Genomic DNA, 12,432 nt, shown 5'->3' with positions numbered 1-12,432 from the left:
CCATCGACATGCCGTTCCTGATGCCGATCGAGGACGTGTTCTCGATCTCGGGCCGCGGCACGGTGGTGACCGGCCGCGTCGAGCGCGGCGTGGTCAAGGTCGGCGAGACGGTGGAGATCGTGGGCATCCGCCCGACGACCTCGACGACGGTGACGGGCGTTGAGATGTTCCGCAAGCTGCTCGATCAGGGCCAGGCGGGCGACAACATCGGCGCGCTGCTGCGCGGCGTGGACCGCGAGGGCGTGGAACGCGGCCAGGTGCTGTGCAAGCCGGGTTCGGTCAAGCCGCACACCAAGTTCAAGGCCGAGGCCTACATCCTGACCAAGGAGGAGGGCGGGCGCCACACGCCGTTCTTCACCAACTACCGTCCGCAGTTCTACTTCCGCACCACGGACGTGACCGGCATCGTGACCTTGCCGGAAGGCACCGAGATGGTGATGCCGGGCGACAACGTGACGGTGGACGTGACGCTGATCGTGCCGATCGCCATGGAGGAGAAGCTGCGCTTCGCCATCCGCGAGGGCGGCCGCACCGTCGGCGCCGGCATCGTGGCGAGCATCGTCGAGTAACAATAACGAAACGGTCTGTCGCGGGTGCGAGCAAGCCCCGCGCCCGCGAAAGACTTGAAGGATTTGACGAATGAACGGCCAGAACATCCGCATACGCCTCAAAGCGTTCGACCATCGCGTTCTCGACGCCTCCACGCGCGAGATCGTCTCTACGGCGAAGCGTACCGGCGCCAGCGTTCGCGGTCCGGTACCGCTGCCGACGCGGATCGAGAAATTTACCGTCAATCGCTCGCCGCACATCGACAAGAAGAGCCGCGAGCAGTTCGAGATGCGCACGCACAAGCGGCTGCTCGACATCGTTGACCCGACTCCGCAGACCGTCGATGCGCTGATGAAGCTCGACCTGGCCGCCGGCGTCGACGTCGAGATCAAGCTCTAGGCAGAGGGCCTCACGGAAACGGCTTCGGCCCGGACCTGGAACCCTGAAAAGGAAATTGAACCGATGCGTTCAGGTGTTATCGCACAGAAAATCGGGATGACGCGCATCTACAACGATGCGGGCGAGCACGTGCCCGTCACGGTTCTCCGGATGGAGAACTGTCAGGTCGTGGCGCAGCGCACCCAGGAAAAGAACGGCTACGATGCCGTGCAGCTCGGCGTCGGGCTGCGCAAGGTGAAGAACACGTCGAAGTCCATGCGCGGCCATTTCGCCGCCGCCTCCGTCGAGCCGAAGGCCAAGGTCGCCGAGTTCCGCGTGTCGCCCGACAACATGCTGGATGTCGGCGTCGAGATCACCGTCGACCACTTCGTCGCCGGCCAGAAGGTCGACGTGACGGGCACCACGATCGGCAAGGGCTTCCAGGGCGTCATCAAGCGGCACCATTTCGGTGGCGGCCGCGCCACGCACGGCAACTCGGTGTCGCACCGTACTCACGGCTCGACCGGCCAGCGCCAGGATCCGGGCAAGGTGTTCAAGGGCAAGAAGATGGCCGGCCACATGGGCCAGACCCGCGTCACGACGCAGAACGTCGAGATCGTCTCGACCGATGCGGAACGCGGACTGATCCTGATCCGCGGCGCGGTTCCGGGCTCCAAGGGCGCCTGGATCATCGTCAAGGACGCCGTCAAGGTCGCGCTCCCCGACAATGCGCCGAAGCCGGCTGCGCTGCGGGCCAAGAATGAAGCTCCGGCCGTCGAAGGAGCCGCGTGATGGACATCAAGATTACCACGCTCGCCGGCGCCGATGCCGGCAAGGTGACCCTGTCGGACGAGATCTTCGGTCTCGATCCCCGCGAGGACATCCTGCAGCGCGTCGTGCGCTGGCAGCTTGCCAAGCGCCAGCAGGGCACGCACAAGGCCAAGGGGCGCTCGGAGATCGCGCGCACCGGCGCCAAGATGTACAAGCAGAAGGGTACGGGCCGCGCCCGTCACCATTCGGCGCGCGCTCCGCAGTTCCGCGGCGGCGGCAAGGCCCACGGCCCGGTGGTGCGCAGCCACGAGCACGATCTTCCCAAGAAGGTGCGCGCTCTCGGCCTGAAGCACGCGCTGTCGGCGAAGGCAAAGGCGTCCAGCCTGATCGTCGTCGACGACCTGATGCTGACGGACGCCAAGACGAAGGCCCTGGTGGCGAACTTCGCCGGACTGGGACTGACCAACGCGCTGATGATCGGCGGCGCCGAGCTTGACCAGAACTTCAAGCGCGCCGCGTCGAACATCCCGAACATCGACGTGCTGCCCATCCAGGGCATCAACGTCTACGACATTCTTCGCCGCGGCACGCTCGTCCTTTCCAAGGCGGCCGTCGAGGCACTCGAGGAGCGCTTCAAATGACTGACCTTCGCCACTACGACGTGATCGTCAGCCCGGCGATCACCGAAAAGTCGACCATGGCCTCCGAGTTCAACCAGGTCGTGTTCAACGTCGCCAAGAAGGCGTCGAAGCCCGAGATCAAGGCCGCCGTCGAGGCGCTGTTCGGCGTCAAGGTGACGGCGGTCAACACCATGGTCCGCAAGGGCAAGGTGAAGCGCTTCCGCGGCACCAAGGGCCGCCTGAGCGATGTCAAGAAGGCGATTGTGACGCTGGCCGACGGCCAGTCGATCGACGTCGCCACCGGACTCTGAGAGGCTTGAGGTAACAAGATGGCACTCAAGAATTACAACCCGGTGACGCCCAGCCAGCGACAGCTGGTGATCGTCGACCGCTCCGGCCTCTACAAGGGCAAGCCGGTCAAGGGGCTGACGGACGGCCTGACGAAATCGGGCGGCCGCAACAATGCCGGCCGGGTGACCGCGCGCTTCATCGGCGGCGGCCACAAGCGGACCTACCGCATCATCGACTTCAAGCGCCGCAAGTTCGACGTGCAGGCGACGGTCGAACGGCTGGAGTACGATCCGAACCGGACCGCCTTCATCGCGCTGGTGCGTTACGACGACGGCGAGCTCAGCTACATCCTGGCGCCGCAGCGCCTGGTGGCCGGCGACAAGATCATCGCCGGCGCGCAGGTCGACGTGAAGCCGGGCAATGCGATGCCGCTGGCTTCCATGCCGGTCGGCACGATCATCCACAATGTCGAGCTCAAGCCCGGCAAGGGTGGCCAGGTCGCCCGTTCGGCCGGCGCCTACGCACAGCTGGTGGGCCGCGACCAGGGCATGGCGATCCTGCGCCTGAATTCGGGCGAGCAGCGCATCGTGCACGGCTCGTGCATCGCCACTGTCGGTGCCGTGTCCAACCCGGACCACGGCAACATCAACGACGGCAAGGCCGGCCGCACCCGCTGGCGCGGCAAGCGCCCGCATAACCGCGGCGTGACCATGAACCCGGTCGACCATCCGCACGGCGGCGGCGAAGGCCGCACCTCGGGCGGTCGCCACCCGGTCTCCCCGTGGGGCAAGCCGACCAAGGGCAAGCGGACGCGGTCCAACAAGGCGACCGACAAGTTCATCATGCGCTCGCGCCATGCGCGCAAGAGCTAAGAGAGGTAAGGTTACGTGACCCGTTCAGTCTGGAAAGGCCCGTTCGTCGACGGCTTTCTCTTGAAGAAGGCAGACAAGGTGCGCGAGGGCGGCCGCAACGAAGTGATCAAGATGTGGACGCGCCGCTCCACCATCCTACCGCAGTTCGTTGGCCTCACCTTCGGCGTCTACAACGGCCAGAAGCACATCCCGGTATCCGTGTCCGAGGACATGGTCGGGCACAAGTTCGGCGAGTTCGCCCCGACCCGTACCTATTACGGCCACGGCGCGGACAAGAAGGCGAAGAGGAAATAACGATGGGCAAGGCCAAAGCTCCGCGCAGGCTTGCTGACAACGAGGCGCGCGCCGTTCTGCGCACCATCCGCGTCAGCCCGCAGAAGCTGAACCTCGTCGCGGCGATGATCCGCGGCAAGAAGGTGGCTTCCGCGCTCGCCGACCTGGAATTCTCGCGCAAGCGTATCGCGGACACCGTCCGCAAGACGCTCGAATCGGCAATCGCCAACGCCGAGAACAATCACGACCTCGACGTCGACGCCCTCGTCGTCGCCGAGGCCTATGTCGGCAAGTCGATCGTCATGAAGCGCTTCCATGCCCGTGGCCGCGGTCGCGCCAGCCGCATCGAGAAGCCCTTCTCGAACCTGACGATCGTCGTTCGCGAAGTCGAAGAGCAAGTGGAGGCCGCCTGATGGGCCAGAAAGTCAACCCGATCGGCCTTCGCCTCGGGATCAACCGCACCTGGGACTCGCGCTGGTATGCAAATACCGGCGAGTACGGCGAACTGCTGCACGAGGACATCAAGATCCGCGCCTACCTGATGAAGGAGCTGAAGCAGGCGGCGATCTCCAAGGTGGTGATCGAGCGCCCGCACAAGAAGTGCCGCGTGACGATCCACGCCGCGCGTCCGGGCCTCATCATCGGCAAGAAGGGCGCCGACATCGAGAAGCTGCGCCGCAAGCTGACCGAGATGACCAAGTCGGAAACGCACCTCAACATCGTCGAGGTGCGCAAGCCGGAGATCGACGCCACGCTGATCGCGCAGTCGATCGCGCAGCAGCTCGAGCGCCGTATCGCGTTCCGCCGCGCCATGAAGCGCGCCGTCCAGTCGGCGATGCGCCTCGGCGCGGAAGGCATCCGCATCAACTGCTCGGGCCGCCTCGGCGGCGCCGAAATCGCGCGGATGGAATGGTATCGCGAGGGCCGGGTGCCGCTGCACACGCTGCGCGCCGATGTCGACTACGGCACCGCCGAGGCGCAGACCGCCTACGGCATCTGCGGCGTCAAGGTCTGGGTGTTCAAGGGCGAGATCCTCGAGCACGACCCGATGGCCTCGGAGCGCCGGGCGACGGAAGGCGACCAGCACGGCGGTGGCGGCGGCGGACGTCGTCGCGAGCGCGAGAACGCGTGAAGCGCCACACAGGATTGAATTCGGAGTAGACGAAGATGCTGCAGCCAAAGCGCACGAAGTTCCGCAAGCAGTTCAAAGGGCGCATCCATGGCGCCTCGAAGGGCGGGACCAACCTCGATTTCGGCGCTTTCGGATTGAAGGCGATGGAGCCCGAGCGCGTCACCGCGCGCCAGATCGAGGCGGCCCGCCGCGCGATCACCCGCGAGATGAAGCGCCAGGGCCGCGTCTGGATCCGGATATTCCCGGACGTGCCGGTCACCTCCAAGCCCACCGAAGTCCGCATGGGCAAGGGCAAGGGCGCGGTGGACTACTGGGCGTGCCGCGTGAAGCCGGGCCGGATCATGTTCGAGCTCGACGGCGTCACCGAGGAGATCGCACGCGAGGCGCTGCGCCTGGGCGCCGCCAAGCTGCCGGTCAGGACGCGCTTCGTACAGCGCATAGCCGAATAGGAAGGGCCGATCAGATGAAAGCCTCCGACGTCAGGGCCAAGTCGGCCGACGAAATGAACGACGAACTCGCCAGCCTGAAGAAGGAGCAGTTCAACCTGCGCTTCCAGAAGGCGACGGGCCAGCTCGAGAAGACATCGCGCGTCAAGCAGGTCCGTCGGGACATCGCGCGCATCAAGACCATCGCCGCCGAGAAGTCGGCCGGCAAGAAGGCTTAAGGACAACAACATGCCAAAGCGCATCCTGCAGGGCACGGTCGTCAGCGACAAGAGCGACAAGACCGTCGTCGTCAAGGTCGAACGCCGCTTCACGCATCCGGTGATGAAGAAGACCGTTCGCATGTCGAAGAACTACAAGGCGCATGACGAGGCCAACGTCCACAAGGTCGGCGACATCGTGTTCATCCAGGAATCGCGGCCGATCTCGAAGGACAAGTGCTGGGTCGTGGTGACCGAGGCGCAGGCCGAAGCGCAGGCTTGAAGAACAACAATTGATCGGCCGCGCGGCCAGGGTGCCCGCGTGTCGAGGGAAGAAGAAGGCGGCCAGTCATGATTCAGATGCAGACAAACCTAGACGTTGCCGACAATTCCGGCGCGCGTCGTGTCATGTGCATCAAGGTGCTGGGCGGATCGAAGCGGAAATACGCTTCCGTGGGCGACATCATCGTGGTGTCGATCAAGGAAGCGATCCCGCGCGGCCGCGTCAAGAAGGGCGACGTGATGAAGGCGGTCGTTGTGCGCACCGCCAAGGACATCCGCCGCCCCGACGGCAGCGTGATCCGTTTCGACAAGAACGCGGCCGTTCTGATCGACAACAAGAAAGAGCCGGTTGGCACGCGCATCTTCGGCCCGGTTCCGCGCGAGCTTCGCGCCAAGAACCACATGAAGATCATCTCGCTCGCGCCGGAAGTGCTGTAAGGAGCCCGGACAAAAATGCAAAAGATACGCAAAGGCGACAAGGTCGTCGTGCTCGCCGGCAAGGACAAGGGCCGTACGGGCGAAGTCGTGACCGTCATGCCGAAGGACGACAAGGCTGTCGTGCGCGGGATCAACATGATCCGCCGCCACCAGCGCCAGTCGCAGTCCCAGGAAGGCGGAATCATTTCCAAGGAAGCGCCGATCCATCTGTCGAACCTCGCCGTTGCCGATCCGAAGGACGGCAAGCCGACCCGCGTGGGCTTCGAGGTGAAGGACGGCAAGAAGGTGCGCGTCGCCAAGCGCTCGGGAGCAACGATCGATGTCTAAGACCGCAAGCGAACCGCGGATGAAGGCGCTTTACAAGGACGAGATCCGCAAGGCGCTCCGGGAGCAGTTCAAGTACGAGAACGAGATGCAGGTGCCGCGTCTCGACAAGATCGTCATAAACATGGGTGTCGGCGAGGCGACGGCGGATTCCAAGAAGCCGTCCGTGGCGGCGGAAGACCTCGCCATGATCGCCGGCCAGAAGGCCGTGGTGACCCGCGCGCGCAAGTCGATCGCCGGCTTCAAGATGCGCGAGAACATGCCGATCGGCGCGAAGGTCACGCTGCGCAAGGACCGCATGTACGAATTCGTCGACCGCCTGGTCACGATCGCGCTGCCGCGCGTTCGCGACTTCCGCGGCTTGAACCCCAAGAGCTTCGACGGCCGCGGCAACTTCGCCATGGGCGTCAAGGAGCACATCGTGTTTCCCGAGATCAACTACGACAAGGTCGACCAGATCTGGGGAATGGACATCATCGTTTGCACGACTGCCAAGACGGACGACGAGGCCCGGGCTCTGCTCAAGGCCTTCAACTTCCCCTTCCGGCAGTAACGGCGGCGAAAAAGGATATTTCGAGACATGGCCAAGATCAGCTCAGTCGAGAAGAACAAGAAGCGGCGCAAGCTCGTGAAGCAGTACGCTCCCAAGCGCGAGGCGCTGAAGGAAATCGTGATGAATCAGGATCTGCCGCTTGACGAACGCTTTCGCGCGCAGCTCAAGCTCGCCGCGCTGCCGCGCAATTCGGCGCGCAACCGCGTCCGCAACCGCTGCGAAATCACCGGCCGCCCGCGCGCCTACTACCGCAAGCTCAAGATGTCGCGCATTGCGCTTCGCGAGCTCGGTTCGCTCGGGTTGATCCCGGGCCTGGTCAAGTCGAGCTGGTAAGGAGGACGAACCATGTCATTGAGTGATCCTCTCGGCGATATGCTGACCCGCATCCGCAACGGCCTCGGCCGCAAGAAGAGCAAGGTCTCGACGCCCGCCTCGAAGCTGCGCGCCCGCGTGCTGGACGTGTTGAAGGCCGAAGGCTACATCCGCGACTACAGCCAGACCGATTTCGAAAACGGCAAGTCCGAGATCGAGATCGAGCTCAAGTATTTCGACGGCGCTCCGGTGATCCGCGAGATCGCCCGCGTGTCGAAGCCCGGCCGTCGGGTATACGTCTCGGCGAAGACGATCCCGCACGTCTCCAACGGGCTCGGCATCTCGATCCTGTCGACGCCCAAGGGCGTGATGGCGGATCACGAGGCGCGCGAGCAGAACGTCGGCGGCGAAGTGCTCTGCCAGATCTTCTGATCGGCGGGCATGAACCAGGAATAGGAACGAGGACAAGACAATGTCTCGTATTGGCAAGAAACCGGTGCAGGTGCCGCAAGGCGTCACTGCTTCCGTGGACGGGCAGACCGTCTCCGCGAAAGGTCCCAAGGGCGAACTCAAGTTCGTCGTGAACGACGAGGTGCTGGTCAAGATGGAAGACGGCGCCGTCGCCGTCGACCCGCGCGACCAGTCCAAGCTCGCCCGCTCCAAGTGGGGCATGTCCCGCACGCAGATCGCGAACATCTTCGCGGGCGTCACGAACGGCTTCGAGAAGCGACTCGAGATCACCGGCGTCGGCTATCGCGCCGCCATGCAGGGCAAGAACCTGCAGCTGGCGCTCGGCTTCAGCCACGACGTCGTCTACCAGACGCCGGAAGGCATCACGATCGCGACGCCGCGGCCGACCGAAATCGTGGTGACTGGCATCGACAAGCAGAAGGTCGGCCAGGTCGCGGCGGAAATCCGCGAGTATCGCGGCCCCGAGCCGTACAAGGGCAAGGGCGTGCGTTACTCGGACGAGAAGATCGTCCGCAAGGAAGGCAAGAAGAAGTAAGGCCGCGGGCAGAGCGGTCGCGGGAAGGCCACAGCCTTACCGCACATGGCCGCACCCGTTTGAGAAGGCAAGGAACGAACCAGAATGGCTTCCAAGGAATCCCACCAGAAGCGCGCCCAGCGCGTTCGCCGGCAGATCAAGAAGGTGGCGGGCGACCGTCCCCGGCTTTCCGTGCACCGGTCGTCGAAGAACATCTACGCCCAGATCATCGACGACACGCGCGGCCATACGCTGGCTTCCGCCTCGACGCTCGAGTCCGATCTGAAGGGGTCGCTGAAGACCGGTGCTGACGCTGCGGCCGCCGCTGCGGTCGGCAAGCTGATCGCCGAGCGCGCCGTGAAGGCCGGCGTGAGGAACGTGGTCTTCGACCGCGGCGCCTACATCTATCACGGGCGCGTCAAGGCGCTCGCCGAGGCTGCGCGCGAGGGCGGCCTGAGCTTCTGATTTTCGCCGCCGCCGGACGCCTGCGCCCGCGGCTTTCATCAACCCGTGCTACCGGAAAAGAACAAGGAACCAGGATATGGCACAGGAACGCAGGGACGGCGGCCGTGGCCGCGACCGCGAAGAGCGCGACGACGGGATCGTCGACAAGCTCGTCCACATCAACCGCGTCGCCAAGGTCGTCAAGGGCGGCCGGCGCTTCGGCTTCGCCGCTCTCGTCGTGGTGGGTGACCAGAAGGGCCGCGTCGGCTTCGGCCACGGCAAGGCGCGCGAAGTGCCGGAGGCGATCCGCAAGGCGACCGAGTCCGCCAAGCGCGAGATGATCTTCGTCCCGCTGCGCGACGGCCGCACGCTGCATCACGACGTCGCGGGCCGCCACGGCGCCGGCAAGGTGCTGCTGCGCACCGCAAAGGCAGGTACCGGCATCATCGCAGGCGGCCCGATGCGCGCCGTGTTCGAGACGCTCGGCATGCACGACGTCGTAGCGAAATCCATGGGATCGTCGAACCCGTACAACATGGTGCGCGCGACTTTCGATGCGCTGAAGCATCAGATGCATCCGAAGGACGTCGCGTCCCAGCGCGGCATCAAGTATTCGACGCTGCAGGCGCGCCGCGGCGCCGCCGTGGCCGAAGAATAGCCGGCGGTGAAGAGGAACGATTGACATGGCTGAGAAGAAGACGGGCAAGACCCTGACCGTCGAGCAGATCGGAAGCCCGATCCGCCGTCCGGCCGAACAGCGAGCCACGCTGGTCGGCCTTGGTCTCAACAAGATGCATCGCCGCCGGACGCTGGAGGACACGCCTTCCGTCCGCGGAATGATCGCGAAAGTTCAACACCTCGTCCGCGTCGTGGACGAGGTTTGATCGGCGCGGGAGAAAGACAATGAAACTCAACGAATTGCGCGACCGCGACGGCGCGACCCATTCGAAGAAGCGTCTCGGTCGCGGTATCGGGTCCGGTACGGGCAAGACCGGCGGACGCGGCGTCAAGGGCCAGAAGGCCCGTTCCGGCGTTGCGATCAACGGCTTCGAGGGCGGCCAGATGCCGCTCTACCGGCGCCTGCCCAAGCGCGGCTTCAAGAACATCTTCGCCAAGGACTACAACATCGTCTCGCTCGGCCGCATCCAGGCAGCGATCGATGCCAAGAAGCTCGACGCGTCGGCCGTCGTGACGGCCGAGACGCTCGTCGAAGCCGGCGTGCTGCGCCGCGCCAGGGACGGCGTTCGCCTCCTGTCGGACGGCGACCTGAAGGCCAAGCTGACCTTCGACGTCGCGGGCGCTTCGAAGGGCGCGATCGAGAAGGTCGAGAAGGCCGGCGGCTCGGTCAAGCTTCCCGAAAAGGCCGCGGAATAGCGCGACCGGCGAGCGGCGGAGCGACCGTCGCTTGCATGTCTGATGGCCGGAGCCTATTTCGGGGCTTCGCAGATGCGCGCCGCCCCCACGGGCGGCTCGTCTGCGTCACGAAGCGGAGAATTCTTCATGGCATCTGCTGCTGAGCAACTCGCCTCCAATCTGAATTTTGCGGCTTTCGCCAAAGCGGAAGACCTCAAGAAGCGGATCTGGTTCACGCTCGGTGCGCTGCTGGTCTATCGTCTCGGGACCTATATTCCGATTCCCGGCATCAACCCGGATGCCTTCGCGCAGGCATTCGAACAGCAGTCGGGCGGCGTGCTCGGCATGTTCAACATGTTCTCGGGCGGCGCCGTGCAGCGCATGGCGATCTTCGCGCTCGGCATCATGCCCTACATCTCCGCCTCCATCATCATGCAGCTCATGACGTCGGTCATCCCGACGCTCGAGCAGCTGAAGAAGGAGGGCGAGCAGGGTCGCAAGGTCATCAACCAGTACACGCGCTACGGCACCGTGCTGCTGGCGACCGTCCAGGCGTACGGCATCTCTGTCGGGCTCGAAGGCGGCACCGGCATCGTCACCGACCCGGGCTGGTTCTTCAAGTTTTCCGCCGTCATCACGCTGGTCGGCGGCACCATGTTCCTGATGTGGCTCGGCGAGCAGATCACCGCGCGCGGCATCGGCAACGGCATTTCGCTGATCATCTTCGCCGGCATCGTCGCGGGGCTGCCCTCGGCACTTGGCGGTACGCTCGAACTCGGCCGCACTGGCGCACTGTCAACGGGCATCATCCTTGCCATCATCGTGCTGGCGATCGCGGTGATCGGGGTGATCGTCTTCTTCGAGCGCGCTCAGAGGCGGCTTCTAATCCAGTATCCGAAACGACAGGTCGGCAACCGGATGTTCCAGGGCGACACGTCGCACCTGCCGCTGAAGCTGAACACGGCCGGCGTCATCCCGCCGATCTTCGCCTCGTCGCTTTTGCTCCTGCCCGCCACGCTGGCCGGATTCTCGAATACGGAGAACCTGCCGGGATGGGCGAGCGGTGTCCTGGCGACCCTCGGCCACGGTCAGCCGCTCTACATGATCCTCTATGCCGCGCTGATCGCGTTCTTCGCCTTCTTCTACACGGCGATCGTCTTCAACCCGAAGGACACGGCGGACCAGCTGAAGAAGCATTCGGGCTTCATTCCCGGCTACCGGCCGGGCGAGCGGACGGCCGAGTACATCGACTACGTGCTCACCCGCATCACCGTCGTGGGCGCCATCTACCTGGTCCTGGTCTGCATGCTGCCCGAGTTCCTGATCTCGGCGACCGGCGTGCCGTTCTACCTTGGCGGCACGTCGCTCCTGATCGTGGTGAGCGTGACGCTCGACACGGTGGCGCAGGTCCAGGGGCATCTTATTGCGCATCAGTACGAGGGGCTGATCAAGAAGTCGAAGCTCCGCGGAGGAAAGAGGGGACGATGAGGCTGATACTGCTCGGACCGCCGGGGGCGGGGAAGGGGACGCAGGCACAGCGACTGGTCGAAAAGCACGGCATTCCGCAACTCTCAACCGGTGACATGCTGCGCGCCGCGGTGAAGGCACAGACGGAAGTCGGCAAGAAGGCCAAGGCCGTCATGGATGCCGGCGAACTCGTGTCGGACGACATCGTCAACGCGATCGTTTCCGAGCGGATCGACCAGGACGACTGCGCCCGCGGCTTCATACTGGATGGTTATCCGCGCACGCTGGCGCAAGCCGACGCGGTCGAGGAAATGCTGCGCCAGAAGGGGCTGGGGCTGGACGTGGCGATCGAACTGGTCGTCGATGACAAGGCGCTGGTCGGTCGCATCGCCAAGCGCGCCGCCGAAACCGAAGCCGCCGGTCTGCCCGTCCGCAAGGACGACAATCCGGCGGTCTTCGAGGAGCGGCTGCGCGAGTACTACAAGAAGACGGCGCCGCTGATCGGCTACTACCATGCCAAGGGTCTCCTGACGGGGGTCGACGGCATGGCCGGGATGGATGTCGTGACGGCATCGATCGAGAGCATCCTCGAAGGCGTCGCGCGGAAAAACTGACGCGGCACAGTTGACGGGACCGGCGCACTGGACTATAGCGCCACGTCTCCCAATCAGACCGGCTGTCGGATGGGCCTTCGAGGCGCGTCCGCAGCTTTCAATGGGAAACCCCGCAGGGGCCGGCCTCCACC

The 12,432-nt window shown here is 64.8% G+C and carries 24 protein-coding genes; all 24 read left to right on the top strand.

Annotated elements, in window-relative coordinates; genetic code table 11:
* Nucleotides 1–569, top strand: a 569-nt coding sequence (locus ABGN05_RS16520) for an EF-Tu C-terminal domain-related protein (protein ID WP_367955124.1), incomplete at its 5' end; no start/stop codon positions are given.
* A 70-nt stretch (nt 570–639) separates the two neighbouring features.
* Nucleotides 640–948, top strand: a complete 309-nt coding sequence (rpsJ, locus tag ABGN05_RS16515; RefSeq protein ID WP_072606015.1) for a 30S ribosomal protein S10 — start codon at nt 640–642, stop codon at nt 946–948.
* Between the two features lie 63 nt (nt 949–1,011).
* Nucleotides 1,012–1,719: a 50S ribosomal protein L3 gene (gene rplC, locus ABGN05_RS16510; protein ID WP_367955123.1), complete on the top strand. Its 708-nt coding sequence runs from the start codon at nt 1,012–1,014 to the stop codon at nt 1,717–1,719.
* Complete coding sequence (gene rplD / locus ABGN05_RS16505) at nt 1,719–2,339, top strand: 50S ribosomal protein L4 (protein ID WP_367955122.1); 621 nt, start codon at nt 1,719–1,721, stop codon at nt 2,337–2,339. Before rplC ends, rplD begins: the two co-directional genes overlap by 1 nt.
* The gene (locus ABGN05_RS16500) at nt 2,336–2,629 is read left to right on the top strand and encodes a 50S ribosomal protein L23 (RefSeq protein ID WP_072606009.1); all 294 of its coding nucleotides are present in this window, start codon (nt 2,336–2,338) and stop codon (nt 2,627–2,629) included. Before rplD ends, ABGN05_RS16500 begins: the two co-directional genes overlap by 4 nt.
* A gap of 18 nt (nt 2,630–2,647) precedes the next feature.
* The gene (rplB, locus tag ABGN05_RS16495; protein WP_367955121.1) at nt 2,648–3,481 is read left to right on the top strand and encodes a 50S ribosomal protein L2; all 834 of its coding nucleotides are present in this window, start codon (nt 2,648–2,650) and stop codon (nt 3,479–3,481) included.
* Nucleotides 3,482–3,496: 15 nt separating this feature from the next.
* Nucleotides 3,497–3,775 (top strand): 30S ribosomal protein S19, encoded by a 279-nt coding sequence (rpsS, locus tag ABGN05_RS16490; protein WP_072606005.1) that lies wholly within the window; start codon nt 3,497–3,499, stop codon nt 3,773–3,775.
* 2 nt (nt 3,776–3,777) lie between these two features.
* Nucleotides 3,778–4,167 carry a 50S ribosomal protein L22 gene (gene rplV / locus ABGN05_RS16485; protein WP_367955120.1) on the top strand — a complete coding sequence of 130 codons (390 nt, stop codon included), beginning with the start codon at nt 3,778–3,780 and terminating at the stop codon, nt 4,165–4,167.
* Entirely contained in the window at nt 4,167–4,886 is a 720-nt protein-coding gene (gene rpsC / locus ABGN05_RS16480) for a 30S ribosomal protein S3 (protein WP_072606001.1), read from the top strand. The genes rplV and rpsC overlap by 1 nt, the downstream gene beginning before the upstream one ends.
* A 35-nt stretch (nt 4,887–4,921) precedes the next feature.
* Nucleotides 4,922–5,335 carry a 50S ribosomal protein L16 gene (gene rplP / locus ABGN05_RS16475; protein ID WP_367955119.1) on the top strand — a complete coding sequence of 138 codons (414 nt, stop codon included), beginning with the start codon at nt 4,922–4,924 and terminating at the stop codon, nt 5,333–5,335.
* A gap of 14 nt (nt 5,336–5,349) precedes the next feature.
* Nucleotides 5,350–5,550, top strand: a complete 201-nt coding sequence (rpmC, locus tag ABGN05_RS16470) for a 50S ribosomal protein L29 (protein WP_367955118.1) — start codon at nt 5,350–5,352, stop codon at nt 5,548–5,550.
* A 10-nt stretch (nt 5,551–5,560) separates the two neighbouring features.
* Complete coding sequence (gene rpsQ / locus ABGN05_RS16465) at nt 5,561–5,812, top strand: 30S ribosomal protein S17 (RefSeq protein ID WP_367955117.1); 252 nt, start codon at nt 5,561–5,563, stop codon at nt 5,810–5,812.
* A 68-nt stretch (nt 5,813–5,880) separates the two neighbouring features.
* On the top strand, nt 5,881–6,249 hold the full coding sequence (gene rplN, locus ABGN05_RS16460; RefSeq protein ID WP_367955116.1) for a 50S ribosomal protein L14: 369 nt from the start codon (nt 5,881–5,883) through the stop codon (nt 6,247–6,249).
* A 15-nt stretch (nt 6,250–6,264) separates the two neighbouring features.
* Nucleotides 6,265–6,576, top strand: a complete 312-nt coding sequence (rplX, locus tag ABGN05_RS16455) for a 50S ribosomal protein L24 (RefSeq protein WP_367955115.1) — start codon at nt 6,265–6,267, stop codon at nt 6,574–6,576.
* Nucleotides 6,569–7,126, top strand: coding sequence for a 50S ribosomal protein L5 (rplE, locus tag ABGN05_RS16450; protein ID WP_367955114.1), 558 nt, complete (start codon nt 6,569–6,571; stop codon nt 7,124–7,126). The genes rplX and rplE overlap by 8 nt, the downstream gene beginning before the upstream one ends.
* A gap of 27 nt (nt 7,127–7,153) precedes the next feature.
* The gene (rpsN, locus tag ABGN05_RS16445) at nt 7,154–7,459 is read left to right on the top strand and encodes a 30S ribosomal protein S14 (RefSeq protein ID WP_367955113.1); all 306 of its coding nucleotides are present in this window, start codon (nt 7,154–7,156) and stop codon (nt 7,457–7,459) included.
* Nucleotides 7,460–7,471: 12 nt separating this feature from the next.
* Nucleotides 7,472–7,870, top strand: coding sequence for a 30S ribosomal protein S8 (gene rpsH / locus ABGN05_RS16440; RefSeq protein WP_367955112.1), 399 nt, complete (start codon nt 7,472–7,474; stop codon nt 7,868–7,870).
* Between the two features lie 40 nt (nt 7,871–7,910).
* The gene (rplF, locus tag ABGN05_RS16435; RefSeq protein ID WP_367955111.1) at nt 7,911–8,444 is read left to right on the top strand and encodes a 50S ribosomal protein L6; all 534 of its coding nucleotides are present in this window, start codon (nt 7,911–7,913) and stop codon (nt 8,442–8,444) included.
* 84 nt (nt 8,445–8,528) lie between these two features.
* Nucleotides 8,529–8,888: a 50S ribosomal protein L18 gene (rplR, locus tag ABGN05_RS16430; RefSeq protein WP_367955110.1), complete on the top strand. Its 360-nt coding sequence runs from the start codon at nt 8,529–8,531 to the stop codon at nt 8,886–8,888.
* A 76-nt stretch (nt 8,889–8,964) separates the two neighbouring features.
* Nucleotides 8,965–9,525, top strand: a complete 561-nt coding sequence (gene rpsE / locus ABGN05_RS16425) for a 30S ribosomal protein S5 (RefSeq protein ID WP_367955109.1) — start codon at nt 8,965–8,967, stop codon at nt 9,523–9,525.
* 25 nt (nt 9,526–9,550) lie between these two features.
* A complete protein-coding gene (gene rpmD, locus ABGN05_RS16420; protein WP_367955108.1) occupies nt 9,551–9,751 on the top strand; it encodes a 50S ribosomal protein L30 in 201 nt (66 codons plus the stop codon).
* Between the two features lie 19 nt (nt 9,752–9,770).
* The gene (rplO, locus tag ABGN05_RS16415; protein WP_367955107.1) at nt 9,771–10,241 is read left to right on the top strand and encodes a 50S ribosomal protein L15; all 471 of its coding nucleotides are present in this window, start codon (nt 9,771–9,773) and stop codon (nt 10,239–10,241) included.
* 126 nt (nt 10,242–10,367) lie between these two features.
* Nucleotides 10,368–11,708, top strand: coding sequence for a preprotein translocase subunit SecY (gene secY, locus ABGN05_RS16410; RefSeq protein WP_367955106.1), 1,341 nt, complete (start codon nt 10,368–10,370; stop codon nt 11,706–11,708).
* Nucleotides 11,705–12,301 carry an adenylate kinase gene (locus ABGN05_RS16405; protein WP_367955105.1) on the top strand — a complete coding sequence of 199 codons (597 nt, stop codon included), beginning with the start codon at nt 11,705–11,707 and terminating at the stop codon, nt 12,299–12,301. Before secY ends, ABGN05_RS16405 begins: the two co-directional genes overlap by 4 nt.
* The last annotated feature ends 131 nt before the right edge of the window (nt 12,302–12,432 follow it).

Source organism: Aquibium pacificum, assembly GCF_040839445.1.
In the GTDB taxonomy this organism is placed as follows: domain Bacteria; phylum Pseudomonadota; class Alphaproteobacteria; order Rhizobiales; family Rhizobiaceae; genus Aquibium; species Aquibium pacificus.
This window is presented reverse-complemented; position numbering and strand designations above follow the sequence as displayed.